This is a genomic window from Pigmentiphaga daeguensis (genome assembly GCF_039523035.1).
In the GTDB taxonomy this organism is placed as follows: domain Bacteria; phylum Pseudomonadota; class Gammaproteobacteria; order Burkholderiales; family Burkholderiaceae_B; genus Pigmentiphaga; species Pigmentiphaga daeguensis.
The window spans coordinates 348560-372923 of the sequence record NZ_BAAAEN010000002.1 but is presented as its reverse complement, the minus strand read 5'-3'; the positions used below and the strand labels follow the sequence as shown (position 1 = coordinate 372923).

Below are 24364 nucleotides of genomic sequence, written 5' to 3'. Positions count from 1 at the left end.
GAGCGAATTCACGGAATGGGGTGGAAACGGATGGGGTTGTGGCGACGCACTCATGACGGACGCTGTCCCTTCATGGTGAGCCGCATCGGATAACGCATCGAGGCGGGGGGCCGCTCGTCGGAGATGTCTCCTTCGCGCACGACGTCCAGAACAGCCTTGTCGACCTCGGGATCGCCGCTGCTCTTCACCAGTTGGACCTTCGCCACCTGGCCATCCGCGGTCAACCAGAAGTCAATGCGTATATCCTGGAACGCCAGGTTGCGCGTACGCGGGTCACGCCCCAGCAACCGCTGCAAGGCATTCGAGTAGTAGGAGGAATAGGCGGCATTGCCGAGCCCTCCGCGCCCCGCTCCCGAGGATCCGCCACCGCGGCCGGCCGCCACGCCGAAAGCATCCGAGCCGGCCTGGGCGGCGCCGTCGATGGTGACGGGATCGCCCAGGTCCTGCGACGGGCTCGGCGGCGCGTCTTCCGGCGGCGCATCCAGCGGTTCGATGGGCGTGGGCTCGGGCTCGACGACTTCCGGCTTGATCTCCGGTTCAGGCTCGGGCAATTTTTCCGGCTCGGGTGGCGGCGGAGGCGGCGGGGGCAGCATCAGCATCGGGGTTGCCGCCACTTCGCGCTTGGTACTGGCGGTATCGGCAAGCAGATACCACAGCAACCCGGCAAGAATGGCCGCCACGCCCAACCCGATGACGAGCCCGCCCCAGCGCCGCCACAGGCGGCTGCCTGGCGAGGCCGGGCGAGAGACGGGATCACGACTGGTCACATTGCTCTCCTCAGGCCGGCTTGCCCGTCACCAGGCCGACCTGGTTGAGCTCGATCCGGCGCAGCAGGTCGAGCACTTCGACCACCTTCGCGTACTGGACCGAGGCATCGCCGCGGACGATCACCGGGAAGTCGGGCGACAGCGCCTTCTCCGTGCGCAACCGCTCTTCCAGTTCGGGCAGCGTGACCGGATAGGCATCCAGGAACACCTGGCCGGCGTTGTCGATGGTGATGGCCTTGGTCTTGGGCTTTTCCAGCGGGACCGAGGCGCTCGCCTTGGGCAGGTCCACGCGGATGCCCGGGATGCTGGCGTTGCTGGTCAGGATGAAGATGACCAGCACCACCAGCAGCACGTCGACGAAGGGCGTGATGTTGATGCCGTTGGCACGCTTCTTGGTGCCGAACTTGACTGCGGTTGCCATGGTCGCCCGCTCCGTCAAGCGCGCTGCAAGGCGGGGCGGACCTGGCGGCCCGCGCCCTGCTCTTCGGCCAGGCGCGTGGAGAACTCATCCACGAACACGGCCATGTCGGCGCCGATGGCTTCCGAACGCGAGGCCAGCCAGTTGTAGCCGAACAGCGCGGGGATCGCGACGCCCAGGCCGGCCGCGGTACACAAGAGCGCGGCCGCCATGCCCGGCGCGACGGAGTTGATGTCGACCGCGCCCGCCATGGCCGCGACCACGAACACCAGCATGATCCCGATCACCGTGCCGAACAGGCCCACGTAAGGCGCGCCTTCGATGGTGGTCGAGAGCCAGTTCATGCGCTTGGACATGCGTTCGTTCTCGCGCACCATCACGCCGTCCATCGCGGCGCGGATGGCGCCGATGGTGGCATCCGACACGGCGTTGATGTCGTAGCCGCGTTCCTGGCGGCGACGCATTTCCTCGATCGCCACTTCATACAGGCGCCACAGCGACGAATCCTGCTTGACGTCTTCCGGCACGCGATTGCTGTTGGCCAGGCTGTCGAGCGGCGCGCCGGCCGCCTCGCGGAAGAAAGCCATGAACGAGCCGTTGGCGCGCGACATGGCGCCATAGCTGCGACCCTTGCCGATCATGATGGCCCAAGAGACCAGCATCATCAGGCCCAGGATGGCCACGACCACCCAGGCATCCAGCGGCATGGCGGCCAGGATGAAACCGAAGTGGCTCTTGCCTGCCTGCTGCTCGTCGGCGCCGAACGCCGTCAGGCGCGAATCGGCGCCCTGCGAGATCGCGTCGGCCAGGATCAGCGCGTCGGGACGGGCAGCCTTGGACAGGCGCAGTTCATCGATGGCACCGGTGAACGGCGCCAGCGCCTGGCCGGAAGCCGCCTGGCCGGGCGCCGCGGAGCGGGCGATGTCGCCGCCGACCGCGGCCGAGGCGTTGAACGCGGGTAGGCTGGCGGCGACAGCCGCGGCCTGTCGGCCCGCGACGAACAGCACGACATTGCCGGCATCGGCCTTGACCGCGATGTGCGACCACTGGCCTGCCTGGATCGGCTGGCCGGGGGCGCTGCGCCGGCCATTGACCTGTACGAACGGCACCCCCTGATCCACGCCCACGATGAATTCGCTGGCGCCTTCGCGGCGGACGTAAAGAGCCTGCTCGGCGCCGAGCTGGTCGGGACGCACCCAGGCGGAGAACGTGAAAGGCGCGCCGGCCTGCAGCGACAGCGACGACGAAGCCGGCAACATGAGCGGCGCGACGCCTAGCTGGGCACCCTTGCCGATGACGGTGCCGTCGACACTGACCACGGCGGTCTGCGCATGGTTGCCGTAGGCGGTGGTGTCGCGCGCCGGCACGTTGGCCTCGGCGAAGTGGTAGACCAGCGTGTAGTCCGGATCGAAAGTCAGCTGGCCATTGGCCGAGGCCGGCGCCTTCGGATTGCCGTAGTACATCCACAGCTGCTGCGCGGCGCCGGCCGAGACGTTGGGTACGTCGACCCAGATCAGCGCGATACCCAGCAAGGGATCGAATTGCTCGACCTGGTGGTTGAGCACGGTCTTGTCGTCGCCCGCGACGAAGCGCAGGTCGGCGCCGTTCTCGCCCACGCCCTCGAAACTGAAGTTGCCGGTATGCAGGCGGACCAGCACGGGGGTGCGGCCGGCCTCGCCGCCCAGGGCGGCGCCCTGCGGCGTGGCGTCGATGGTGATGGGCTTGCGGTAGGCCCAGTCGGGCTGCCACCAGGCCTGCGCCAGGCCGGGCAGGACCGCGCTCAGCATCGTGAGCGCGAGAAGCAGAATGCGTCGCATGGAAAACTCTCCGGGATCTTTTCTGAAAGACATGAATGGAAGCGAGTGGCGATGATCAATAACTGGCGTTGATGCTGAAGGTCACGCGCGGATCGTGCTTTTCCGTGCGGGGGCCGTCCCTGAGCGGATAGCCGAAATCCAGCCGGCCGGACACGCGCTGGCCGATGCGGAAACTGGTTCCGATCCCCACCGAGGCCAGCGTGAAGCGCGACTGCTGCTCCGGCAGCGGGTCCTGCAGGCGAAGCTGGGCGGCATCCATGAACGCGTACGCGCGCCAGTTCTCGACCCAGGCTCCGGCCCACTGCAGGGGTTTGGTGCGCCACTCGACCGAACCGACCAGGCCGTAATCGCCGGTGGATTCGGCCGACATGTAGCCGCGCACGGAGTTCATGCCGCCGGCGGCGATCTGCTCGCCCGACACCAGCGGCGAATCGGTCATCTGTCCGGCCAGCCTGAATCCCAGCTGGGATTCGCCGGCGAAGTTGTAGGTCGCGTTGACGTCGGCCTTCAGCACCATGAAGCCAGGCTTGGCCTTGTAGCGCTTGTAGTTGAATTCCTGCCAATTGCTGCCGTAGCCGAACAGGCTGCGGGTGCCGGTCACGAACGACATGCCCAGCGCGTACTGGCCACGCTCGGTCTGGCGGAACCCCGAATACGACAGCGTGACCGGCGCGTACTTGAGCGGGACCTCGTCGCCGGTGGCGCCCAGGCGCAATTGTTCCTTATTGCTCTTGAAGTCGATGCCCGCGCTGAAGGCGTGCCACCACTCGCCCGCGTTGGGAACGGTGTAGGTGGCCTTCAGGCCGATGGCATGGCCCTTGCCCAGCACCGAGGTACCGCCCACGGTCGAGACGTTGCTGTCCGAGACGTAGCCCGACGCCTCGAGGCTCCAGTTCGTATCGCGCAGCGGCGCGACGTACGAACCGGACCACACCTTGGTCTGGTCCAGGTCCTGCGGCGCGCCGAAGAAGCTGAGCGACGCGCTGTGCCCCATCTGCCACAAATTGTCGTGCCCGATGGAGGCCGTGGCCCGCAGCGACTTGGTGTCCGGGCTGCGGTCGTTGTTCAGGCCCGCGCTGGCGCGCCACGGGCTGTTGTCCTCCACCTTCAGGTCCACGTCCATCGTCCCGGGCAGCTTGCCCTGCCGGACCAGGGGCATCACCTGCCGGCGGCCGGCCCGGTTCAATTCGGTCAACTGGGCTTGCGCCTTGTTGAAATCGGGGACCTGGCCTTCGGCCAGCGCCGGCACCTGGTCCCGCACCTCGAGCGGCGACGAATACTCGGCGCCCACGACGCGGACGCGCCCCACCTTGGTCTCGGAAACCTGCAGATAGACGATGCCGGCCACGACCTGCTGCTCCGGCAGGTCGACATAGACGGATTGGTAGCCCTTGGACTGGTAGGCGGACAACAGCGCGTCGCGCGCGCCTTCCATGTCCTTGAGCGTACGGCCCGGCCCGAGGAAAGGCGTCACCGCCTTCTCGATGGATCGTACGTCCAGCACCGTGTTGCCACGCACGATGTACTCGTTGATGTCCACGCGGCGCTCAGCCCCGCTGGGCGTGTCGGCCGACGGCGCCGCGCCCTGCTCCTGGGCCGGCGCCAGGGCAGGCGTGCCCAGCGAGAGAGCCACCACGCAAAGGGCCCGCCATGCCGCCGACGGTCCGTTCTTTCTCAGCTCATGCATGTGTCGAATTCGTTTCTCAAGTAGTAGCCTTCGCGGCATCCCCTCCCGGCGTCATGCCGGAAGCGGCACGGGGTCCGGGTCGTTCTTTTGCTTAGACGGACGGGGCGGCCCCGGACTGTCGTTTGTCATGAAAAGTTCATGAAGAAAATCGGCGGCCGGCGATCTCCCGCGAATGGCGCCGTGGCGAGGTAGAGGGAATCGATGCTGGGTGCTACGCTGGCTACCAGGAGAACGCCATGAACCTGAACCGCCCCCTGATCCTGTCCCTCGCCACCCTCGCCTGCGCCCTCGTGTCGGGCGCCGCCGCCTCGGCCGCTCCCGACACCGCCGAACCGTCGTGCTTCGATGTCGAAGTCAACGGCCAGCGCGCGCCTTCCTATGGATGCCTGACGCAGAAGCTGCAGCCCAAGCCCGCGCCGGGAAAGATGGAGGGCGGCCCCGAACTCGCGTCCGAAGCCATCGTCCAACGCTCTTCCAACCAACTAGGCCTGTTCAACCGCGCGGCCATGGCCAACCGGATGGGCAACACCTTCGGCACCTCGGTCTATCCGCAACGGCCACCCACCCCGCAATACGGCAGCCCGATCTTCGGCGCGCCCTGATAAAAAAGCGGCGCGCGGTCCGGAAAACCCGACCCGCGCGCCGCCCGGACACGGCGGTCTCGCTTACAACCCCAGCCGCGCCCGCTCCCGCGCCGTCAGCGCCGACGCATCCACCACCTTCACCAACCCCTCCGGCCGATAAGCCGAAGGTTCCACGGCACGCGGCGCCACCGGTTCCTGCGAAGCAGGCGCGGTCTCGTTGCCGAAACCCAGCACCCGCACGGTAAAGACCGACGGCAAGGCCTGGCGCGACGCCGCCCGCTCGCGCTGCATTACGTCCTGCGCCGCCGTCGCCGCCTGCGAGGCCGCCGCGCTCGCATTGCTCAGCGCCGCCACGTTCACCGCCGCCACGACCGGAATCCCCACCGCCTTGCCCTGCACCTGGATGTTCTCCGCGTTCACCACGCGCAGCGCCGCCAGGTTCACGTTGCCCGACACCCGGATCCCCGCTTCGCCCGCGTCGATCGTTCCCAAGGGCGCGATCAGGTCGATGTCGCCGGGAGGCACCTCCGGGATCGGGTTCAGCGTGGCGATGCCGGCGCCCGTGCTCGGCGCCTGCGGCGACAAGGTGACGTTGCCGACGCTGTCGTACGTGCGCCGCGAGGGCGTATAGACCACTGTCGTCTTGGAGCCCCTGCCGGCATTGATGTCGCCAGCGGCCGACCAACCCAGAATATTGCCGCCGAAGGTGGTGAAGACGCGGCTCTGCCCCATCAGGATGCTGCCGAGAGCGTAAATATTGATGTCGCCCTCTCCCTGCGTCATCACGCCCGAGCCCGGGCCCGGGTTGAAGCCGCCGTCGATGCCGACCAGCATGCGCCCCCCCGGCGCCAAGATGCTGATGTCGCCGCCGAAGTTGGTATGGATGCCGGCATCGAGCACGTCGTAGAACGACACGTTGTAGCCGGGGCTGCCCAGCGCCTCCCACTGCGCCTTGGTGATGTAGGTCGTGCCCGGCGTCGGACGCGCCTGGCCGACGGGGTTGTTTACATGGTCGGCGTTGTAGTAGAGCGCGCTGCTGAACATGGTCAGGTCGCCTTCGTACGTCAGTGCCCTGCCCTGCGCGTCCTGCTCGGGAAACAAGGTCGCGATGGCTTCACGGCCGCGCAGGTAGCTGCCGAAGCGCTTGCCGTCGGCATCGTTGTACTCGCGGCCGGACTCGCGCAACTCGGCATAATAGACATTGCGCAAGTAGGCGTGCCGCTGCTCCGGCGGCAGTGCATCGAAGAAGGCGCGCGCGTCTGTAGTCGCGGCATCGAAATGCTGGCCCAGGCCATTGGCGCCGCCGAAGCGGTCGCTCAGCCAGTTCACCAGATGCAGCTGGCTTTGCTGCTGGAACTCGCGCGCCAGCGAACGGTTGCTGGCGGTGCGGCCCTGGGCCAGCGCGGCGGCGCGCGCCTCATCCAGCTGCGCCTGCTGCTGCGCCAGGAAGTCTTGCGCGCCGGCCTCGTCGCCGGTGTAGCCGAACTCGCTTTGCAGCCATTGCGCCAGCGTGAGCTTGCCGCTGTAGACGATCAAGGCCTTGCCTGGCTGGTCAGCGAAGGGCCGGCCCGGATCGGCCTGGTTGGACGGGTCCAGATAACGCCTGGCAAAGGCATCCCAGTAAGCGCCCTCGCCCATTCCCGCCGACACCGAGATACTGGCGCCGCCGCTGCGGCCGCCCGACGCCTCGACACCGCCGAGCGGCCCCAGGCTCTTGATCTCGCCCTTGTTGCCCAGATAGACGTGGCGGCCAGCCGATACATCGAGCAGGCCCGGGCCGAGGATATAGAAGCTGCTGCTGCGCAGATCGCGGCCGGCCTGCACCACCGATATCTCGTCGGCATAGGCATGAGCGATCAGGTTGCCGCGGGTCGAGGCGGTCGAGTCCAGGCGCCCTGCCGTCGGATCCTTCTGACCCAGCGGCGTACCGGAATCCGCAATGTCGCGGCCGGCGCGTATCGCCACCGGACCCGACGCCTCGTAGCGCGACCCTGCCGAGCCCGCCGGATAGCCCAGCAACACTTCCTGGCCGACGCGCAGGCCGACGATGTCGCCTTGCACCGCGTAATAGCGCGCCGGCTCCCGTCCCACCGCCGCCCCCGCGACGGTCGCCGTGCCACCGAAGGTAAACAACGCGGCAGTATTCATGCGTCCCAAGGTTTGGCCCCCCAGCCAATCGTTGTACAGCGCCGCTTCGGCCGACGCGTTGTGGACCAGAAGCGGATCGGTGCCGTACTGGCCGCCACCTGTTTGGGCCAGCATGCCGACAAAACCGGGACGGAACGGGCTGGCCATCCCCGACGGGTCGGCCGTAGAGGTCGAGAACACATAACCTGCGCCATGAATCGACTCCTGCGCCAGCAGTTGAAGTTCGCTCTTGCCGATGGCATTGACGAACTGTGCGCCGACCGGCGAAGGCGCCAGCACAGTGCCGTGGGCATAGCGCATGATTCCGGTGGAAAAATGGCGCGCGCTGCTGGCGCTGGCGCCGTAGTACAGGCTGCCATTGGCGGCGGCCGCTCGCAGGACGGACGGGTAGAAAGAGCCGTCACCGTTGGCCGACTGGTTGCGACCCTTGCCGCCTCCGCGCACGTTTTCGTTGATATCCCTTTCGTCCCAGGTCGTGACGGGAGTCAGGTTGCCGCCTGCGCTGAACAGATCGATGGCGGTAGCCGGCGTCCACAGCGAGAACCAGGTCCAGCCGTTACCGGCGTAATCCGCGCCCTGGTAGGTGAAAGGGGTTGCATTGAGCAGCAGGGTCCGGCCGGGGTCGGCCGTACCGCCCAACACCAGATCGCCGCGGGTCTCAATGCGGACAGCGGAATCGCCCAGCACCAGGATAGGCCCGCCGGTGGCCTGGCCGCCCCCGGCCGCGTACACGTCGCCCCGGCGGGAATCCATCTGATCCCGCCCGCCATAGCCGAGCTTCACTCCGCCCATGGCGCCGGCATCGATCATCGTGGCGCCGCGCAGATTGACGAAGGTACTGTTCAGGTCGTGCTCGTTGACTCGCAGTTCCGGATTCGGATTCAAGGTACCGCCCAGGCGCAGCGAGAGGTCGCCGCCGCCCGTCTGCACCAGTTCGCCGCTCGGCGTGATGCGACCGGTACTGGCCACGGCCAGATGCAGACCCTGGCTGCGCGGAGTATGGCGCGTCTCGTTCCAGGTCGCCTGAAGGCCGCGCGCATCGATCATGCCGGCATCGCCGCCGGCCTCCACGACCAGATTGCCGCCACCGAGCGTGCCGATGCCGGTGAAGCCCACCAGGAAAGGGGCATTGCCGAATAGCCTCGTACCGTAAGGATCGGTCTGGCCGGTGGCGCCACCCGCGACATAAGTGCCGAAGTTGATCCACCACGCCGTCGGCACCGCGTCGGTGCCCGCCTCGACGCTACCGGTACCCTGCCGCCACAGCCAGTTGCCAACCGCCGCGGTCGCGATCTGCTGGCGCGTGTTGTAGAAGGTATAGGCGTCAACGTCGCTGCGGTTCTCGTTGTTGCCGACCAGGTCGCCCTTGAGATCGCCGCCGGCACGCAACAACACATTACCGCCCTGCTCCGGGTACCAGGCCGCGTACAGGCTTTCGGCGCCGCCATCGACCAGCGCTTCGAAAATCGCCCCTTCGGGACGCAGCACCGTACCGTCGGTCAAACGGCCGCGCGCCTGGTTATAGCCGCTGCCCGGCGGCGCCGAGGAGGTGCCCGCCGTGTAGACGCCGTAGAGCGAGGTCATTTCGACATCCCCGCCCGAAACCAGGTCCAGGTCGCCGGTGCCGGTGCGCAACGCGCTGAACAATTGCTGCCGCGCTAGCTTGGGCACGAACTCCAGGTCCGGCGGCGTCCCGGCATCTACGACATGGACCACTTCACCATAGCCCCAGTCGTTGAGTTCGGTAACGCTCTCGGAAATGATCCAGTTGTCCTTGAGGTTCTGCACGTCGCTTGGGGTGATCGCCTGGCCTGGTGTCAGCACGATGCCGTACCACGCCGCGAGATCCGCGAAGAAGGCCTCGGCTTCTGGCGACGTGGCGGCCCCGTACGTGGCCGGCGTACCGGTGCCGGGAATCGGCGTGAGCACGTGTCCCATGCCGAAATGCGTGTCGGACAGGCGCAAGCGCGCCATGCTGTCCGGCAATGTCAGGCGTGCGTCGGCCGCCGTCGTGTCGGCGCCGGCCACCAGCCGGATGTCCCACGATTGCGAACCGGCTTCCAGCATCGGCGCCAGCGCCAAGGTGCGACCCTGGGTGCCGTCGGCCCCCTTGGGACGCAGGTCCACCATCTCCACGCCGCCCGGCAGCACCACGTCGGTTTCCGACGGCACGATGGCACCCTTGGCCAGCGCCAGCGGCCGGGCCAGCTTCATTGCCACCGGCAGCACAACGCCCTTGGGCCATGTCGTGGCCCCGATCTGCGCCTGCGCCGGCAATCGAAAGCCCGCGGCCAGCTGCATGCCGGCGTCCAGCGTCACCGGCGCTTGCAGTACGGTACCGGCCGCGTGCACCACGTTGCCCTGGCCATCGAGCACCGCCGCCCCTAGCACCGTGCCGGCCGGCAGCGTCAGGCTCTGCGCCAGCGGCATGGCGGCGGACAGGAGCGTGCCGGCCGGCAAGGTCAGGCTCGATACCGGCAGGTCATAGTTCAGCGTGCGGCCGCCGGCGAACCGGGTGCCGGCGTCCAGCGTCGCCATACCGCCGTGCGGGATGACGAGATCCCCGCCGAAAGGCATGCGTCCCGCGGGTAGCACCCAGCCATTGTCGTCTGCCGTCACCCCCAGCTTGCTCGTGTCGAAACCGTCGGTGATGCTGCCGAAGATCGCCAGATCGCCCTGGGCGCGCAGCACCAGCGCGCCGGCTTCGCCAGAACCATGGGCGGACGTCTTCTGCGTGCGCGGATTGACGCTGGCGTAGCGGTGGCCGGACAGGTCGATATCGCCGTCCACGTGCAGGTTGCCGTCGGGATTGACCGCCGCGTTGCTGACGATCTCCACGCCGGGACGCAGGCGGAACGCGCCGGCATGGGCGCGCAAGCCTGCAAGCTTGCCGTTCATCAGCGCGCTATTGGCCAGCGCGTTGTCGATGAAGGCGAGGCTGTCGGCGTGCTTGCCGTCCAGGTAGGCCTGGTCGATGGTCTGGTAGCTTCGGCCGTCCACCGTGGTCTCGGTGCCGGCGGCCGCGTCGTCATAGGTGTGGAAGGCATTGACGGCGACGGACTTGGCGCCGGCGATCACGATGGCGCCGCTGGCCTCGATGTCGACGTCGTTGCCCCTGGCGCCGCCCAGGCGTGGGGCGTTCAACGCCACCGTGCCGTAATTCACGCTCGCGCCGGCCACGCCCAGGTCCATGCGCACGCCGTCGGCCAGCACCAGTCGGCCGCTGCCCGAGTCGATCTCGATGACGGCGCGGTTGGGCGCGTCGATCGCCTGCCCGTAGCTGTCCTTGCGCAACACGCTGGCGCTGGCATCGAGCATGGCGCTGCCGGCCAGGGTGACGCCCCCGTTGGCGGCCAGGCGGATGCTGCCGGCCTGCTCGCCGCTGGCATCGACCCGGCCCGTTACCGTCAGGCTGCCGTTATCGACCGAGACGTTGATCTCGCGGGCCTTGAGTTCGTCGCCGATGACCAGGTCGCCTTGTTTCAGCTGGAAGCTGCGGCCGCCGAAGACTTCGCCCTGGGTCAATCGTTCGTTCAGGCCGGCAAAATCCGCGATGTGCTGCGCGCGCACGTCGATGTGGCCCGCCGCGAACGGGACCCGGGTGCCACCCGCATCGTAGTGCCCGGCGCTGCCGCCCAGGACAGCGCCAGCGAGATCGGCCGTCCCTTCCAGCGCCAGCACCGTGAGCTTGCCGGCGCGATTGTTTTTGGCGGCCAGGTCTATCGTCGAGCCGGCCTGCTGGACGACGCTGCCCTGTCGGCTCGACAGCGTCACGTCGCCGCCCCAGCTGTATTTGTCGACGTCGAAGAAATCGATCTTGCGGCCGGCCAGGTCCAGCTGCGCGCCGTCCGCCAGCATCACATCGTCCTGCGCCGACAGCGTCAGCTTGCCGCTGGGCAGCAGCACCGCGGTATCCAGCACCAGGCGCGAACCGGCGTCCAGCGCCAGCTCGGCGCCCAGGGCGTCGGCCAGGGAGGCGTTGTCCGACAGCGGTGCGGCGGAACCTGCCGGGGCGGAGACGGCGATGGCGCCGCCGGCCTTGATGCGGTTCACCGAACCGGCCCGGCCGGTAAGCAGCGGTGTGTTGAGGTTCAGGTCGCCGCCGCTGTAGGTCCATGCCTTGGCCGTGTCGTCCCAGGCGCCCCGGGACTGGTACACCGCCAGCGCGCCCTTGTGGTTGGCCGTGATGCGTTCGGCCGCGTTGAGATCCACGCTGGCAAAGCCCAGCGCCAGGCGTTCGTGCGTGCCTACGGTATCGGGCTGGCTTCGGGGGCCGTAGCCGAACTCGATGACGTCCGCATCGATGACCAGTTTTCCGCTGCCGGTGCCGGCGCCGCCGGCGATGACATTGCCCGCCGGCGTGGTCGCGCCGTTCCAGGCCAGGGTACCGGTTTCGATCCGGGCGACGTCGCCCGCGCCGCCATGGCCGTAGATGGCCGGCGTGCCCAGCACCAAACGCTCCAGGGCGGACTTGCCGGTGACCGGATCGATGGTGCTCAAATTCACGTTGCCGTAGAAATTGACCGAATCGCCAGCGGTCAGAACGAGGTTTTCCAGGGCCGGCGCGCCGGTGCGGGTATCGCCCCGCAGCAGGCGGTCGAGCACGCCCTGGTTCAGTGTCAGGCCCGAGGGCAGGATGCCCGCGGCCCCGGCCTGCGCCAGCGCCTCCGCGCTGCCCACGTTGATGCCGCCCATGGCCAGCACCAGGTTGCGGGTGCCGTAGCGCACCGACTCGCCCAGCTCGAACGACTTGTTGGTGGCGGCGGTGATCGTGCCTTCCGAGTACAGCACCGTTTCGCCGACGCAGCTCGCCCCCGCGGCGCAGGCGCCGACGTGCAGATAGCCCGCGCCGAGTACACCGGAAGCGTCATCGGCAGTAGGCGAGGTCACGTCCAGCCAGCCGTTGGTCACCGCCAAGACCCCGGTCTGGCCCGGCATCAGCACATAACCGTCGTTCGCATCCCAGGGCGCCTTGCCCCGCCCCAAGGTATTGATGCCCGCGCCCTGCTCGATGGTCAGGCCTTGGTTCTTGTCGTTGACCGCCAGGAAGACCGATGCCGCTTCCAGCACGGCGCCCTGGCGCAGGACGAGTTCGCCGGTCCTGCCGTTGCCCAGGCCGACCTGCCAGGCATTCTGGGTCGACGAACCGCTGTCGTTCTGCACAGCGAACGTGGACACCGGCGATCCGCCGATGCTGATGCCGGCGGCGCCCAGGCCATTGAGCGTGCTGGCGTAGACCGATGTGCCGTCGAAGCCTTCGGTGGGCGCCGCGCCATCGGCAAGGATCTCGATGCGGCTGCCGTTCAACACCACGGTACCGCCGCGCCCGCCCGCTGCCGGGGTGAAATCCGTCGTGCCGGCGGCGATATCCAGACGGCTGCCCGGCGAAAGACCCAGTTGCCGCGCATCGCGCTCCAGCTGCGGCCGCGGCGCGCCGTCCCGCGCCGCCCAATCCAGGCCGAACTGCGCGTAGCTGGTCTCGTTGTACTGCGCATAGCTACGCAAGGTGTCCGCCGGCGTCAGCACCGCCTGCGTGGTTTGCGCGTCGGCAATGCCGGTGTTGGCGATACCCAGGCGCGCGGCCGTGGCGTAGGATCCGTTGCGCATGGCGGTGCCGCTGCCGAAAGCGGCCTGGCTCGAAGCCAGTCCGTTCAATTCCACGCGGAAGGCACCCGGCAGCAGCGCATAGGTGGACGGCAACAGGGTATAGGTGCCCGCCGCCAGGCCCGGCACACCGTCGCCCACCGTGATCTGGCGGCCGATCATCGGATCGCCCGCGCCCTTCTCGGCCGCGATCGGCGCCACGGCGGGTTGCGCGCCAGGAACGATGGCGTAGACCGGATTGGTCGACAGCCCTGGCAGCACGAAACCGTCGCTGGCCATCTGCACCAGCGGATGCAGGCGCGCATCGGTGGATCCGCCGCGCCCGGTCAAGAAGCCCGCCCCCTTCAGTTCGCCACCGCCGGACAGGTCGATCCGCGCGCCGTCCTGCACTTCGATGCTGTCCGCCGTCAGCTGCACATTGCCCAGGCCGCCGCCCAGCCCGGAGAACCAGGCTTCCGCTCCAGCATAGTTGTAGCTCAGGCCGTCGACCGTGCCGCCGTAGGGCATGACCAGTCCCGCGGCGCTGACGGACGTGACACTGCCCGGGCGCAGCACGATTCTGCCCGGTTCCTGGTAGTTCCCCACGGCGACGCCAAGGTCCAGCATGCCCAGCGGCGCGCGGACCACGCCGCCCTGGTCGATGTTGGCCGACCGCAGGCGCAAGGTACCGAAGGCCGAGTACGGCACCGGCGGCGCCGCGCCATCGCCGCTGCGCTCGATGCGCAGGCTGCGCTCGGGATCGTAGGTGATCTGATAGGTCCCCCACTGGTCGAAAATCCCTTTGCGCCCCGCGATCACGTCGACCACCGAGCCGGTGGCCGGATAGATCTGGCTACCGGCCAGAAGCAGGTCGCCTTCGGTCGTCAGGGAAGTACGGTCGCCGACCGTATGCTTGAGGAATCTCAGATCGTCCTGGCTGCGCAGCTCCACCTGCTCGAAGCCGTGGCGCGCAACCAGGGCCTTGCCGCTCTGCACCGAGTAGCCATAGGCACCGAACCGCACTCCGTTGATCACGTCCAGCACGCCGGCCTCCACGCGCAGCCGCGTGTCGTCCTGCAACGCAACCATGCCGCCTTGGTAGGAACTGGGATCGTTCAGGAACGGTATGGTGTACTTGTCCTTGCCCGGGCGGGAAGTGCCCGCCAGGCGAACGTAAGGCGCAGCCAGGTCCACGTTGGCACCGACCGGCGCCCCCTCCGCCAGAACGATCGCGCGCGATGCCAGGTGCAGGCTCTGACCCAGTGCAAGATCCACGCCATCGTCCAGGGAAAGCACGCCGTTGACCAGCATGGACAGGTTGCCGAAGCCACCCGCCTCGACGCGATCCGCGCCGAGACGGCCATGGCCGTAGACCAGTCCCGGATCGGCCTGACCCGGACGCAGCCCGGCCGCCAGGCTCTCGGGCGCCTGCTCCTTCACCAATTGCAGTTCGCGATGCACCAGTACGCGATCGGCCGGATTGCCCGCATCCCGGTAGGCGGGCGCTTCCAGCGCCAGGGACAGCGTACCGCCGGCGGCGCCCGCGCCCCCCGCCGCCGCTTGCATATCGCCGTCGAGATACAGGCCGTTGAAGCTGGCCAGATGGATCACGCCGCCGCCGGAAGCCAGCAGGGTCTCGCCCAGCCCCGGCAGGTCCAGCTTCGCCGCGGCGCCCGAGGCGTCCAGGCGCGCGCCGGGCCGGATGACGATGAAATTGTCGATGGCATCGGCCTGGGTGGCGTAGGCCTGGTACTTGCCGCCGATTTCTATCCGGCCCCCGTCCAGCACCACGCCGTAACGGCGCCCCTGCGCATCCACCGCGGTCCGGGCAAGGCCCGCCACGTCGAGCACGGCCTTGCTTCCTATCCACACCGAACCGTCGTGGCCCTTCAGGTTACCGACATCCTCGGTGCCAAACCCCAGGCCATACACGCCGATGCGGCCGCCGGCGGCGCGCAGTCCGCCGTCGATATTGATCTGGCCGTTGCCCTTCAGGACGATGCTGCGCCCCGGATCCACTTCGATGCGAGCGCCCTCGCCAATGGCGAGGGTGGGCCTCTCTCCCCCTTCGACCATGCTGCGCGCGTTCCCGGCGGTCAGCACGAGATCCGCGCCACCGCGCTGCGTCATCCGCCCCTTGCCGGCATCCTCGGCGAACAGCGGTGCGAGTCGCCGCTCCAGCGCCTCTTGCGGATCAGCGCCGGTGGCCACCCCGCGCGCCGCGGAAAGATCCGCGTGCAGGACCGGCATCGTCGCGCGCAGGTCGGCGCCTTCGGCCACGGCCAGGCCATCGCCGCCCGTCACCTCGTAACGCGAAAAACCCTGCCGGAAGCGCGCGGCTTCCAGATGCAACAAGGCCCCGACCGCCACCGCCTGCGGCAGGGAAGAGCCCGCGCGGATCACGGTGCCCGCGGCATAGGTCACCTCGCTGGCGGCGACGGTGCCGGCCTTGATCACACCGGGCGTTGGCGCGATCGGGATACCGTTCGGCAGGATGGCGGCATCCACGACATAGTTGATGGGAAAATTCATCGGACTCACCACCGACGTGATGACCGTGCCCGCCGGCAGCGTCGGCGGCGTGCTCCAGCTATAGCCGTCGACCGTCAGGTACTGGCCGTTGGAAAGCGTCACGCCGTAGCTGACGTTCTGGTTGGCCGCCTTCGGCAGCGTCCAGGCCGCGCCCAGCGTGACCCAGCTTGCCGGATTGCCGGCAACGATCTGCGGTGCACCGCCGATCGCCTCTCCCGGATTGGCGTGCGTGCGGACATAGTGATAATCCACCGGCAGCACCGCGCCCTCGGCGACGGTGAACGCCTCGCTGGTGATCAGGTCGACCAGCGAAGTCTCGCCCGCCTTCAGGACCCCGTCGCTGCCTGCGACCTGTCCGCCGACGACCACGGCATTGCCGGTTTGCAAGGTCAGCGTGCCGCCTCCCTTGACGCCGTGGCCGCGCAGTTCGCCTTCCAGCACGAGCCTGCCCTTGGCTCCTGCGGCCGCCGAGTAGGCGTCGGCAACCAGCGCGATGTCGCCGCCCTTGCCTCCGCGCAGGCTGTCGTCGGCCATGAGCGCCGCGCCCGACGACACGTCGAGCAGCGCGCCCGCACCCACCCGTACGTCGCCGCTGCTGCGCACGTCGATGCGGCCGCCGTTGACGAACGGCAGACTGTCGATGCCGACACCGTCCTGCAGCAGGTTGCTCCACAGGCCGCGCGCGTCCAGCGTCACGCCATCGCCAATGGAAACGCCCGCCACGTAGCCCGCCGGCACGGCCGTCACCAGCGGAAGCCGCTGCCAGCCCGTGCTGGCACTGACGTGCCGGTCGACCATGTTGCCCAGGACAATGGCGCCGCCGCGCGCCGTCAGATCGGCATCGACATCGACCTGCGTCGCATGCAGGGCGATTTCTCCGCCCGGCGCGACCGCCACCGATGCGTCCACCTCGATGCCGCCCTTGGCGTAGACCCGCAGTCCGCCCAGTTCCAGCGCGTTGAGCCAGGCCGCCTCGAGCGCGATGTCGCCGCCCGTGCCGCCTATCTTGACGGAGTCGACCACTGCGCCCGGACTGTGGCGCAGGTCGCCGCTGTCGGCGTCGTAGACCGGCGTCCAGGTGCCGATGACCAGCTCGCCGTTGCGCGCGGCGGCCGTCTGCGCCTGCCGGTAGCCGTCCAGGCCCGCCTCGCGCGGGCGTTGCTGCCGCTCGCCTTGATAAGTGCTGGTTTCGACGTCGCCCTGCAGCGTCGCCGCAGCCGTCGCCACCACCAGTCGGCCGCCGTCGCGGCCCACCGTATAACCATTCTCCAGGCGCCTCAGCGGCGCGATGATCGGGTTGTAGAAACTCTCTTTCGCCGTATCGCCCCAGCGCGAAGCGTCGGTCTCGAAACCCCGGTACAAACCGGCATATAGCAGATCGCCCGGCGCCGTCGAGGCGTTATACAGGTTGCCGTCCGAACCCTTGAGCCAGGTCTGGGCCACATAGCCGGTCTGCACGTCCAGCGCGCCGCCCGAGAGATTGATCAGCGAACCCTGGCGCGTCAAAAGGTTGCCGCCACTGAATTGCACGGTGCCGCCCTGCGCCGACCATTCACCGATGCCATGGCCCGTGATGCCAAGATAGCCGCCGACCTCCAGCAGGCCGCCCGCCGTGTACCAGCGATCCGTTTCATAGCCATTGGTGCCGGCCGGCACCAGGACCAGGTCGCGGCGATCGAGCCAGATATCGCTGTTGCGCAGCTTGTCGCCGTCGCGGTTGACCGAGGTGTCGCGCTGTTCGAAGCCCTGCACGTTGACCAGGACATTGTTCGCTTCCATCGCGATGCGCACGCCGACGTAGCCGGAGACGTCGATCGCGGCGCCGTCCTTGACCTCGCTGGTGCCCGACGCGTCGACGTAGACCTGGCCGCTGGTGGCCAGGGTCAGGCTATCGCCTTCGAAGCGCACGTCGCCGCTGCTGGCGATCTGCACCAGCGACTGGTCGCGCCGGTGGGCGATGCCGTCGCCCGCCTTGTCGCTATCCTGGACCAGGGTCTCGCGCTGCACGTCCAGCGCTGTCGAGGCGCTTGCATCGAGCACGATGGCGGTGACGCCGCCCTCTTCCAGACCGACCTGCGCGGTGTCGCCTCCGCTCGCCGTCAGGTGGATGGTGCCGCGCGAGTGCACCGAGGTCGTCGCCACCGCGACGCCCCCCTGGCGCACGTCGTGGCCGGCCAGCGTGATGTCGCCGGTCGATGCCTGGATCAGGCCGGTGTTGCTCGCCAGGCCGCTGGCGCCACCGTCCAGGTGCTGCGTGCCGACCACGTTGCCGCGCGTGGTCGAACTCTGGTTCGCATCGGTGCCCATGCCCTTCTTGATCACGAAGGCATCGCCCGCGGCCATCACCGTCTGCCCGCCATCGGTGGTGATCTGGCCCGCGTTGTGCACCTCGCCGCCCAGCAGCAGCACATAGCCGCCGCCCTCGGTCACCGTCTGCGGTACGTGCGTGGCGATCCGCGCCCCCCGCTCCACCACCACTTGCCCTGTCGCCGCGCCGTAGCTATTGCCGCTGGCCGTCGTCTGCAAGTCATTGGCGAAGGTCGGGATGTGCCCGCTGCCCTGCGCCTCGCTGTACAGCCCCTTCTTGAACTGGCTGTCGGTCATCCCCGCCGCGGCAGCCGCCAGGTTGCGCACGTTCACCTGGCTCGACCCGCTGAACACGATCCCGTTGCGGTTCACGATCATCACCGTCCCGGGCGCTTCGATCCGTCCCTGGATCTGGCTCGGACGCGCCTGCGGATCGTTCACCCGGTTCAGCACCGACCAGTTGGCCTGCTGGTCGAACGCCACCGTCGTGTTATGGCCAACGTTGAACGTCTCCCAGTTCAGGATCGCCTTGTCCGCCGTCTGCTCGATCGTCACCCTGGTCTGGCCGCCCGCGGCCGTCTGCACCGGATCCCTGGCGTTGAGCCAGCCCGCCGTCAGGCTGTTGGTGTCGACCTTCAGGCCCCCCTCGCCCAGGCCATCGGGTACCGATCCGCTCGCCAGCGCCGCTTCCCGCGCCGCCTTCTGCAGTGCCTGCTGCGCCGCGATCGCCTGCGCCGCCAGGTTCAGGTTGTTGATCGAGGTCTGCAGCTTCTGCCGCGCCGCCGCCGACTGCTGCTCGGGCGCCGTCAGCGACGAAGCCGGCAGGCCGTTGGGCAAGCGCCCCGTCGCCGTCGCCGTGCCCTGCGCCGCCCCCTTGGCCGCGAACCACGCCGGACTGAACGCCTGCTGCGCGTGTGCCGGTTCGGTGAACGCCCCGGCCAGCGCCAGCGCCGCGATCGCCGCCGCCGTCGGGGTACGCCGCCATGCGGTGCGGCGCGCGGATCGGATTGGGAACGCCACACGGGGCAAAGCGACAGGCTGGACGGGCACGGACATATCGGGTCGGATCCTAGACAGATGAATCAACTCGGGCGCGCAAGCCGCACGCCCCTATGTCCGTATAGACGCCCTCTGGGAAAAAGATGGAACAGAAACCCGCATGAATTTTTGGTGACAGGTCACCCCAGCATCACGACGTTCGCCACACGGCGAACGTGGGCGGCATAGAGTTGCTGGATAAGCGCGATGGCCTGGTCGGTGTCCTGGATGGTGAAGCGGCCACTGATGCGCTGGCGGGCCAGTTCGTCGTTCATCAGGATCACGCGGCCGCTGCGGTAGCGGTTGATCTCGGCCACGGCGTCGGTCAGCGGCGTATCGTGGAAGACGATGTATCCCTGGCGCCACCCCGAGGGCGCGGCGGGCTGGTCGCGCATGGCGGCAAGCGTACGGCCGGCGCCGTACGAAGCCGACTCGCGAGCGTTCAGGGTCAGGACGCCGTGGGCGTGGCGCACCTCGGCCCGGCCCTCGGTGCACAAAACCCGGGTTTCCTCGTTGGCCAGATGCCTGACCTCCACGCATCCCGCCGCGAGCTGGATGCGCCCCGAGCCGGCCTGGATTTCGAGCGCGGCCTGGCCATCGCTGCGGATCTCGGCTTCGCCGGCGATCAGCTCGACCCGCAGGGGATCGGCCTGCCGCACCGAGACGCTGGTCTGGGTATTCAACAGCAGCTGTATGTGCGCGCTCAGGGCCACGCTGCGCTGCTCGCCCACGGCCGTGCGATAGTCCGCCCCCATCTCGGACCACGAAGGCCACAGGCCCAGAGGGGGATTCACCATGCCCACCACGCCCGCGGCCGTGGCGACCGCGGCGCCGACGAACCATCGGCGGCCCGGCGAGGCTGGCCGCGCGATCCGCGCCGCCGGGATCCGGCACCGGACCGCCTGCAGGACGTCGCCCATTTCGCGCCATTCCGCGCTCGCTCGCCGCCACATCTGCGCATGCATGGCGCTTTGCGCGCACCAGCGGCGCAGGGCCTCGGCATCGGCGGTGGTCGGACGGCCGACGGCCAGCCGCCGCGCCCATGCACGCGCCTGCTGCAACACGACGTCGACGCCGTCCGCGCCGGGATCGTTCATAGGGTCTCCTGCCATCATGCCGTGGAGCCTGGTGTCCATGTTCGTTTTTCCTTCTTCTTATAGACGTTTGGAGACACGGATATGCGCACGCTTTTCTGCGGGATCTGACAATTTGTTGCCATCTCTGCCGGAACGGTCCGGGACGGCCGCCGGCGTTTCCTCCGCCATTTCCATATGACGCGCGCAGAATTCGTGCGCCGCCTGCAATTCCCGGCTGATCAGCCTCGTGGATACGCCCCAGCGCTGGGCCAGTTCCTTCAGCGTCAGGCCGTCGACCCGCGCAGCGTAGAGCACGTCGCGCTGCCTGGCAGGCAGGGCGGCCAGGGCATCAGCCGCACGCCCCAGGTCGAAGCGGGCCTGCGCCACGCGCGACGGACCGGGCGCGGGGTCCGCCAGTTCGTACAGATCGGCCACTTCGTCGGCGCTCAGATAACGCTGGGTGCCGCGCAGCCTGTCGATCGCGGCATTGAAGGCGGTATGCAGCAGATAGGCCTGGGGATGCCTGACCTCGTTCAAGCCCTCGCGGTCCGCCAACTGCACATAGGCATCGTGCAGCGCATCGCTCGCCAGCTCCGCCGACCCCAGGCGCCTGGCCAACTGCGCCTTGAGCGTTTCGTAGCGTTCGATAAACAGCCGCTTCAATTCGGCCAGGCCGCCGCCGGTCATGATGCGCAAGCCTTCAAGCGGCCGGCCTGCTGCGTCACCAGCAGCACGATGGGCTGGACCAGCGCCGGCGGCGGCTCGATGTCCAGCCGCGCCCCCTCCAGGCTGGCTTCGATGCGGGGCTCGAGTTCGGCATGTCCCTGGGCCGCGGCCTTGACCCGTTGCAGCTCGCCGGATCGGCTGACGTAGGCGCTGATCGCCAGCCGGTACCGGCCGATCGCCAGGCCGGCGTCGGCGCAAAGAATACTGGTGGCCACGCGCTGCACCCTGCCGTAGAAAGCGGCGTGAAGCGCGGCTGCTGCTTCGCCCTGCGTCGCGGTTGGCGCCGTCGGCTCGACCGGCACGATCACGAACGCCCCGGTCGAGGCGAACCTGGCCCGCATCCCGGTTCCCTGCAACAGGGCGGCCAAGGCGGCGTCGGGATCCAGGCTTCCATCGATGGCCGTCGACCGCAGGTGGGCCACCTGGCCGGCGTCATAGAGCACCGACCGCCCCGTCGCCCGGCTGTAGGCCTGCAACGCATCGTGCAGTGGCTGGCTGTCGATGGCGAACGCGGCGGGCTCGGCCCGGGCAGCCGTGCCGGCCGCCTGCGCGGGGGCGATGTGGGCAAAGCCGCAGCAGAACGGCCCCAGGATCCAGGCAAGCAACATCATGCGCACACGGCTGAGGGGCAGGCGACGGGCTGAGAGGCAGGCAACGGCAGGCAGGACATTCCACCCCAAACGCGGCAGTTCTTCAGGGGCCGCACGGCCGGACCGGACATGCGGCAAGGCCGCCGCATCGTAGCGGGCAGGCGTGACAACCGGATTACATTCGCGTTACCGCGCGGGCAACGGCCGGGCAACGCGAAGGCCGCCTAGCCCTTGGCCACAAAGCCGAGTTCCAGTTGCAGCACCATGGGCTGGCGCATGTCCGGCGGAGGCGGCTCGGACAAAGGCTGAGCAGTCAGCAGCGCGCGCAGGTCCTCGTCCGCCTGGGGCTGTCCCAGCGACGCGAACTCCAGCCGTTCGACCTTGCCCGCCTGCCCCACCCAGACGCGCACGATCAAGGGCGCCGGCGGCCCGGCCGGCCCCTCCTGCAACATGCGCTCCTGCATCCAGGCATGCAGCCGCTGGACCGCCTGGCTGTCGGGGTCGCTCAGCCAGGCCTGGAACTGGTTGCCGGTCATCTGCGCGTAGCTGATCCAGTGCTGCGGCACGGGTTGCGCCGGCGCCTGGGCCGTGGCGGGACCGCCCGCCGCCGTGGTCAGCCCCAGCCCCAGCGCGCCGGCAAGGCGGGCGAGGCGCTCCCGGACGCGGGCAAACGGGCTGCCGCGTCCGGGAGAGCGGGATCGATTCGAAGAAAAAGACCGTGCCATGTCGACTACGCACAAGAATGGGAAAACAGCGTCAACCGCACAAGCTACCTCTGGACGATTGCCGGAATATGTCGGCCGTGCCGCGCCTTCTATCCAGACGGAAACCTGCCGGCGCCCCCCGCTGTCACGAAAATTTCACACGACGAAGAGGAAAGCGAGGCGTCAGCGTTCCGCGCTCAGCAGGCGGCGCATATAGCAGGCATCGGTGCCATAGCCGTCGAGCAGGCCGGCATCCGTCGCCACCGGCTCGAAGCCCAGCGCGGCCCAGTACGACCTGGCCGGCCCCAGCGATACCAGCGTCGCGCAGGCCAGGCCCGACGCACTCGCATGGCGCAGTCCTGCACTGACCAGTGCGCGGCCCACGCCCCGGCCGGAGGCGGCGGGCGCCACGGCGCAATCGTGCAGGAACCAGCTATGCGCGCCCGCGGGCAAGGCGCGCAGCGGGACATTGAGCTGCGGCGGCTCGCCCAGCGTCCAGGGATAGGACACCAGGTAGCCCAGCAGCTCGCCGTCGCCGCGCGCGATCCAGCAGGTGCGCGGCGACAGTTCGATGCGGTTCAGGAAGAAACCCGCATCCTCGAGCAGGTCGAAGCCGGCATAGGCCTGGGCCTGCACCACCAGCACGGCCTCGACGTCGGCCGGCTGCATCGCCTGGACGGCGAATCCGGCCGGAAAACGGGGGGAGCCGGACATCAGATCCCCTGCGCGTGCACCTTCTCCACCGGCGATTGCAGCTTGTTCAACGCCGACAGATAGGCCTTGGCCGCCGCCACGACGATGTCGGGATCGGCCCCCACGCCGTTGACGATGCGGCCGGAGCGGGACAGCCGCATGGTGACCTCGCCCTGCGACTCGGTGCCGGTGGTGATGGCGTTGACCGAGAACAGCAGCAGCTCGGCGTCGCTGCGGACATGGCTTTCGATGGCGTTCACCGTGGCATCGACGGGACCGTTGCCCTGCGCCTCGGCCACCACTTCCTTGCCATTTTCAGAGAACACCACGCGGGCGTGGGGCCGCTCGCCCGTTTCCGACCGCTGCGCGAGCGCAACGAAACGGTAGGCGCCCTCCCCGGCTTCGCCCTGCTCGCCCGACACCAGCGCATGGATGTCTTCGTCGAAGATCTCGGACTTGCGGTCCGCCAGGTCCTTGAAACGCGCGAAAGCCTCGTTCACCGCCTGCTCGGAATCGAGCTCGATGCCGAGTTCCTGCAAGCGCTGCTTGAACGCGTTGCGCCCGGACAGCTTGCCCAGCACGATCTTGTTGGCCGCCCAGCCGACGTCCTCGGCGCGCATGATCTCGTAGGTCTGGCGCGCCTTGAGCACGCCGTCCTGGTGGATGCCCGAGGCATGCGCGAAGGCATTGGCGCCGACGATGGCCTTGTTCGGCTGCACGACGAAGCCCGTGATGCCCGACACCAGGCGCGAGGCCGGCATGATCTGCGTGGTGTCGATGCCCACGTCCAGGCCGAAGTAATCCTTGCGGGTCTTCACCGCCATCACCACTTCTTCCAGCGAACAGTTGCCGGCGCGCTCGCCCAGGGCGTTGATCGTGCACTCCACCTGGCGGGCGCCGCCGATCTTGATGCCGGCCAGCGAGTTGGCCACGGCCAGGCCCAGGTCGTCGTGGCAGTGGACCGACCAGACCGCCTTGTCGGAATTGGGAATGCGCTCGCGCAGCTTGCGGATGAACTCGCCGTATTGCTCGGGCACCGCGTAGCCGACGGTGTCGGCCACGTTGATGGTGGTGGCGCCTTCGGCGATCACCGCTTCCAGGACCCGGCACAGGAAATCCGGATCCGAGCGGCTGCCGTCCTCGGGCGAGAACTCGATGTTGTCCGTGTACTGGCGCGCGAAGCGCACCGCCAGCCGGGCCTGCTCGAAGACCTGGTCGGGCGTCATGCGCAGCTTCTTCTCCATGTGGAGCGCGCTGGTCGCGATGAAGGTGTGGATGCGCGCGCTGTTCGCGCCCCGCAGCGCATCGCCCGCGCGGGCGATGTCGCGGTCGTTGGCGCGCGCCAGCGAACAGACGGTGGAATCCTTGATGGCCAGCGCGATGGCCCGGACCGAGTCGAAATCGCCGTTGCTGGCCGCGGCGAACCCCGCCTCGATGATGTCCACGCGCAGCTTCTCGAGCTGCTTGGCGATGCGGACCTTTTCCTCGTGCGTCATCGACGCGCCGGGGCTCTGCTCGCCGTCGCGCAGCGTGGTATCGAAAACGATCAGTTTGTCGCTCATGGGTATCTCTCCTTCTGACAGAAGATTCTACCCCCCTCCCATCTTCCCCATGCCGCTTCGCCCGGTTCGATGCGGTGCCGCACGGCACGATGTGGCTAATTTGCGCAACCCACAAATGCGTGATGATGGGCG

General features: G+C 68.5%; 12 protein-coding genes. 1 reads left to right on the top strand and 11 read right to left on the bottom strand.

Annotated elements, in window-relative coordinates; all coding sequences use genetic code 11:
• Nucleotides 1–50: 50 nt before the first annotated feature.
• From ABD104_RS04470 to ABD104_RS04455, 4 genes are read right to left on the bottom strand one after another with little or no spacing between them, the layout of a single operon-like run.
• Entirely contained in the window at nt 51–767 is a 717-nt protein-coding gene (locus tag ABD104_RS04470) for an energy transducer TonB (protein WP_254914687.1), read from the bottom strand.
• A 10-nt stretch (nt 768–777) separates the two neighbouring features.
• Complete coding sequence (locus ABD104_RS04465) at nt 778–1188, bottom strand: ExbD/TolR family protein (protein ID WP_087781292.1); 411 nt, start codon at nt 1186–1188, stop codon at nt 778–780.
• A 14-nt stretch (nt 1189–1202) separates the two neighbouring features.
• Nucleotides 1203–3002: a DUF2341 domain-containing protein gene (locus tag ABD104_RS04460; protein ID WP_279817325.1), complete on the bottom strand. Its 1800-nt coding sequence runs from the start codon at nt 3000–3002 to the stop codon at nt 1203–1205.
• Nucleotides 3003–3057: 55 nt separating this feature from the next.
• Nucleotides 3058–4689, bottom strand: a complete 1632-nt coding sequence (locus tag ABD104_RS04455; protein WP_279817326.1) for a ShlB/FhaC/HecB family hemolysin secretion/activation protein — start codon at nt 4687–4689, stop codon at nt 3058–3060.
• A gap of 236 nt (nt 4690–4925) precedes the next feature.
• On the opposite strand from ABD104_RS04455, the gene ABD104_RS04450 reads away from it, so the two are divergent.
• Entirely contained in the window at nt 4926–5291 is a 366-nt protein-coding gene (locus tag ABD104_RS04450; protein ID WP_279817328.1) for a hypothetical protein, read from the top strand.
• Nucleotides 5292–5354: 63 nt separating this feature from the next.
• Here ABD104_RS04450 and ABD104_RS04445 read toward each other — a convergent pair whose 3' ends face one another.
• The 7 genes from ABD104_RS04445 to ABD104_RS04415 form a co-directional block, all read right to left on the bottom strand.
• Nucleotides 5355–18863 carry a filamentous haemagglutinin family protein gene (locus ABD104_RS04445; RefSeq protein ID WP_279817330.1) on the bottom strand — a complete coding sequence of 4503 codons (13509 nt, stop codon included), beginning with the start codon at nt 18861–18863 and terminating at the stop codon, nt 5355–5357.
• Nucleotides 18864–19021: 158 nt separating this feature from the next.
• Nucleotides 19022–20017 carry a FecR family protein gene (locus tag ABD104_RS04440; RefSeq protein ID WP_279817332.1) on the bottom strand — a complete coding sequence of 332 codons (996 nt, stop codon included), beginning with the start codon at nt 20015–20017 and terminating at the stop codon, nt 19022–19024.
• Between the two features lie 18 nt (nt 20018–20035).
• The gene (locus tag ABD104_RS04435) at nt 20036–20644 is read right to left on the bottom strand and encodes an RNA polymerase sigma factor (RefSeq protein ID WP_279817333.1); all 609 of its coding nucleotides are present in this window, start codon (nt 20642–20644) and stop codon (nt 20036–20038) included.
• Nucleotides 20641–21294 carry an STN domain-containing protein gene (locus ABD104_RS04430; protein WP_279817335.1) on the bottom strand — a complete coding sequence of 218 codons (654 nt, stop codon included), beginning with the start codon at nt 21292–21294 and terminating at the stop codon, nt 20641–20643. Before ABD104_RS04430 ends, ABD104_RS04435 begins: the two co-directional genes overlap by 4 nt.
• Before the next feature lie 203 nt (nt 21295–21497).
• Nucleotides 21498–21998: a YbaB/EbfC family DNA-binding protein gene (locus ABD104_RS04425; protein ID WP_279817337.1), complete on the bottom strand. Its 501-nt coding sequence runs from the start codon at nt 21996–21998 to the stop codon at nt 21498–21500.
• 162 nt (nt 21999–22160) lie between these two features.
• Complete coding sequence (locus ABD104_RS04420; protein ID WP_243724581.1) at nt 22161–22691, bottom strand: GNAT family N-acetyltransferase; 531 nt, start codon at nt 22689–22691, stop codon at nt 22161–22163.
• The gene (locus ABD104_RS04415; RefSeq protein WP_279817340.1) at nt 22691–24232 is read right to left on the bottom strand and encodes a 2-isopropylmalate synthase; all 1542 of its coding nucleotides are present in this window, start codon (nt 24230–24232) and stop codon (nt 22691–22693) included. The genes ABD104_RS04420 and ABD104_RS04415 overlap by 1 nt, the downstream gene beginning before the upstream one ends.
• Between the last annotated feature and the right edge of the window lie 132 nt (nt 24233–24364).

Bases quoted from the DNA above. Each gene is read 5' to 3' on its own strand.
- ABD104_RS04465 (WP_087781292.1), bottom strand. From the start codon at position 1,188: ATGGCAACCGCAGTCAAGTTCGGCACCAAGAAGCGTGCCAACGGCATC.
- ABD104_RS04460 (WP_279817325.1), bottom strand. From the start codon at position 3,002: ATGCGACGCATTCTGCTTCTCGCGCTCACGATGCTGAGCGCGGTCCTG.
- ABD104_RS04455 (WP_279817326.1), bottom strand. From the start codon at position 4,689: ATGCATGAGCTGAGAAAGAACGGACCGTCGGCGGCATGGCGGGCCCTT.
- ABD104_RS04450 (WP_279817328.1), top strand. From the start codon at position 4,926: ATGAACCTGAACCGCCCCCTGATCCTGTCCCTCGCCACCCTCGCCTGC.
- ABD104_RS04440 (WP_279817332.1), bottom strand. From the start codon at position 20,017: ATGGACACCAGGCTCCACGGCATGATGGCAGGAGACCCTATGAACGAT.
- ABD104_RS04435 (WP_279817333.1), bottom strand. From the start codon at position 20,644: ATGACCGGCGGCGGCCTGGCCGAATTGAAGCGGCTGTTTATCGAACGC.
- ABD104_RS04430 (WP_279817335.1), bottom strand. From the start codon at position 21,294: ATGATGTTGCTTGCCTGGATCCTGGGGCCGTTCTGCTGCGGCTTTGCC.
- ABD104_RS04425 (WP_279817337.1), bottom strand. From the start codon at position 21,998: ATGGCACGGTCTTTTTCTTCGAATCGATCCCGCTCTCCCGGACGCGGC.
- ABD104_RS04420 (WP_243724581.1), bottom strand. From the start codon at position 22,691: ATGTCCGGCTCCCCCCGTTTTCCGGCCGGATTCGCCGTCCAGGCGATG.
- ABD104_RS04415 (WP_279817340.1), bottom strand. From the start codon at position 24,232: ATGAGCGACAAACTGATCGTTTTCGATACCACGCTGCGCGACGGCGAG.